The sequence below is a fragment of the Nonomuraea lactucae genome, assembly GCF_003313395.1.
Classification (GTDB): domain Bacteria; phylum Actinomycetota; class Actinomycetes; order Streptosporangiales; family Streptosporangiaceae; genus Nonomuraea; species Nonomuraea lactucae.
The window spans coordinates 1-3,001 of the sequence record NZ_QNFZ01000154.1 but is presented as its reverse complement, the minus strand read 5'-3'; the positions used below and the strand labels follow the sequence as shown (position 1 = coordinate 3,001).

Genomic DNA, 3,001 nt, shown 5'->3' with positions numbered 1-3,001 from the left:
GGCACGCCGGGTACGCCGCGCTGCGGGGCGCCCGCACCACGGAGCTGCTGCAGGCGGGGACCCGCACGCCGCTCCGCCGCCTGGGCAACGCGAGCGTGCCAGGCGGCGCGATCGCCTTCAACGCCGACGGCCGGCTGCTGGCGGTGAGCACGCCCGACCGGCCCCGCGTGGCTCTCTGGAACGTCCCCGAGGCCCGGCTGGAACGGACGTTGACGATCGGGGCCCGCCAGGTGGGCGGGCTGGCGTTCAATCCGGTGAACGGGGTCCTGGCCGTGGCCCCGCTCGGCGAGACGTGGCGGAACGTGCAGCTCTGGGATCCGCGGCGGGGCGTCATGCTGGGCGCCCTCGATCACGCGGGCGGCTCGGTGATGGCGTTCAGCCCTGACGGCCGGGCGCTGGCGGTCAACGGGGGCGACAACAGCGCGGTCATCGAGCTCTCTCCGGCAAGGGTTCACCACCGGCCGTTCGGGGCCTTCGCCGACGGCGTGCTCGGGCTGGACTACAGCCCGGACGGCCGAACCCTGGCCACGGGGTGGTCGGCCGTGGGCGTGGACCTCTGGGACGCCGCGAGGCTGAGCCCGGTCCGCCGGCTGGAGGCGGGCGGCGAGGGCTTCGAGCAGTTCCGCGTCGTCGCCTTCAGCCCTGACGGCCGCACGCTCGCGGCCGGCGGGTTCACCGGCCGGATCTGGCTGTGGAACGTCGCCGACGGCAGGCGCGCCGGCCCGCCCGTTCCGGCCCACGCGGGGCGGATCCTGGCACTGGCCTTCGCCCCCGACTCGAACACGCTCCACAGCCTCGGAACCGACGGCGCCCTGCGCGAACATCCCGTCGCGCCCGTGGCCGTGGCCGCCGCGGTCTGCGCCCGGGCGGGGAGAACGCTCTCCGCGGGCGACTGGGAACGCCACATCAAGGATCTGCCCGCCCGGAAAGTCTGCTGACCAAATCTGCTGACCAAATCTGCTGACCGATTCTGCTGACCGAATCTGCTGACCGAATCTGCTGACCGAAGTCGCGAAGGAGGCTGCCATGCCGCAGTACGAGGTGTACGTCAAGGACATCACCATCACGCCGGACCCGGTGGTGCTGGGACCGGCCGACGTCGAAGCCCTCATCGAGGTGGACACCGCGGGAGAGGCCAGGGTGAGCGGGACGCTGGCGGCGCCCGACGGATCCCGCCGGAGGCTGGACCTCGACCCGGGGCCTGAGCCGCTCACCTGGCGCGCCAGGCACCGCTTCCGGGTGGGCGACCTGACCGGCGTGTGGCGGCTGGAGGTCATGGTCGACGGCGTCGTCACCGAGCAGGATCTGCTGGTGCTGGGCGACCCGCCGAGCGGGGAGGTCCGGTTCGCGGAGTTCGACGTGGAGCCCCGGGAGATCGAGGCGGGCGACGACATGCTCGCCACGGGTCGCCTGGTCGTCGTGGACGGCGGCACCGTACGGCCGTTCGGCGGGCAGCCGGTCTCGATCACCCACCGGGCGGGCGACGGCGACGCCTGGGAGGAGATCGGCGAGGCCGTGACGGAGTGGGACTCCGGCGAGTTCAGCACCGAGATCAGCCCGGGCTCCACCGGTGAGGTACGCGCCGAGCTACCCGCCGACCTGGCCAAGAACGTCCACAGCCGGGCCGTCGCGGTCGCGGTGCTCTTCCCCCGCATCCACCCGCCGATCGACCTGCGGCTCCAGCCTCCCCGGGCGGCGACGGTGGGCGGGAGGAGTTGCTACCTCCACCACGGCACGGCCGAGTTCGCCAGCGGTGGCGACGTGGGATCGGGCAGCGTCCGGATCGAGTACAGGAAGAGGGTGGGCGGGCAGTGGATCCGCGCGAAGGGTCCGGGCGGGCAGGGACGCGCGGTGGGGCCGGTGAACGGCGGCGTCTTCGACGTCTTCAGCCAGAGAAAGTCGAGGGTGACCTGGAGAGCCGTCTTCATGTGATCAGCCGCTGCTGGTGGACCTGACGACGTCGGCGAACGCCTCGGCCACCGGGCGCCAGGTGGCGACCAGCTTGTCCTCGGCGGCCCGGACCCGGGCGTTCAGCGCCTCGGCTCCGGGCAGCCCCGAGGCGGCCGTCCAGGAGACGAAGATCTCGGGCGTCGCCTCCGGGTGGAACTGGACCGCCCAGGCGTTCTCGCCGAGCCGGTACGCCTGGTTCGGGTACATGGCGGCGGTCAGGAGCGGCACCGCGCCCTCAGGCAGGCGGTTCATGACGTCCCGGTGATACTGGATCGCCACGCCGGTGCCGATGCCGGACAGCAGCCGGTCGGTCGCGGCCTCGGGCAGCGCGACCACCTCGCACAGGCCCACCTCCAGGCCCTCGCCGCCCCGTTCCACGGTCCCGCCGCAGGCCATCGTCATCAGCTGCGCGCCGAGGCAGATGCCCAGCGTCGGCGTGCCCTCCGCCACCGACCGGCGCAGCAGGTCGCGGGTGGCGGGCAGCCAGGGGTGCCTGTCGTCCTCCCAGGCGGCCGGCTCGCCGCCGAGCACGATGAGGCCGTCGGCCGCCCGCTCGGGCACCGGCTCGCCCAGGTACGGCCGGACGACGTCGCAGGCCAGGCCCAGCCACCCGGCGAGGAAGCCAAGCCCCGCGTCCGCTTCGTGCTCGATGACGGTGATCCGCATACCGAGTAATTTATCCGGAACTATCCACCCAAAGCACGCACTATTTTGAGGCCGTACAAGTTGGCGGGACGGTCACGTCCAGACGGGCGTGGAACCGTCGCCGCCGTACCGTACGGAAGGATCTGTCCCTAGGATCCCGGTCATGAGACTCGACGACGTCGACGGCATGCGCATCGCCACGTTCGGCGAGGGCCCCCGCGTGATCGTCGCGGTGCACGGGATCACCGCGTCGCTGATGGCCTGGGCCGCGGTGGCGCGGCGGCTGCCCGAGGGGTGTTCGCTCGTCGCGATGGACCTGCGCGGGCGCGGGCACAGCGCCGCGCTGCCCGGCCCGTACGGCCTGCCCCGGCACGCCGAGGACGTGCTGCGCGTCGCCGACCACGTG

At 73.0% G+C, this 3,001-nt stretch carries 4 protein-coding genes; 3 read left to right on the top strand and 1 reads right to left on the bottom strand.

What is annotated here, in order from left to right; all coding sequences use genetic code 11:
• Together DQW85_RS10360 and DQW85_RS10355 are read left to right on the top strand one after the other, a co-directional pair.
• On the top strand, positions 1-938 hold a 938-nt coding region (locus DQW85_RS10360), incomplete at its 5' end, for a WD40 repeat domain-containing protein (RefSeq protein ID WP_205315024.1).
• Between the two features lie 88 nt (positions 939-1,026).
• The gene (locus DQW85_RS10355; protein ID WP_113700136.1) at positions 1,027-1,932 is read left to right on the top strand and encodes a hypothetical protein; all 906 of its coding nucleotides are present in this window, start codon (positions 1,027-1,029) and stop codon (positions 1,930-1,932) included.
• Here the strand turns inward: DQW85_RS10355 and DQW85_RS10350 are convergent, their stop codons facing one another.
• Positions 1,933-2,616: a type 1 glutamine amidotransferase gene (locus DQW85_RS10350; protein WP_113700135.1), complete on the bottom strand. Its 684-nt coding sequence runs from the start codon at positions 2,614-2,616 to the stop codon at positions 1,933-1,935. It lies immediately after the preceding gene.
• 142 nt (positions 2,617-2,758) lie between these two features.
• Between DQW85_RS10350 and DQW85_RS10345 the strand changes: the two genes are divergently transcribed.
• Positions 2,759-3,001: alpha/beta fold hydrolase (locus DQW85_RS10345; RefSeq protein ID WP_113700137.1), on the top strand; the 243-nt coding region annotated here is incomplete at its 3' end.

Coding starts and splice junctions, on each gene's coding strand:
- DQW85_RS10355 (WP_113700136.1), top strand. CDS start 1,027: ATGCCGCAGTACGAGGTGTACGTCAAGGACATCACCATCACGCCGGAC.
- DQW85_RS10350 (WP_113700135.1), bottom strand. CDS start 2,616: ATGCGGATCACCGTCATCGAGCACGAAGCGGACGCGGGGCTTGGCTTC.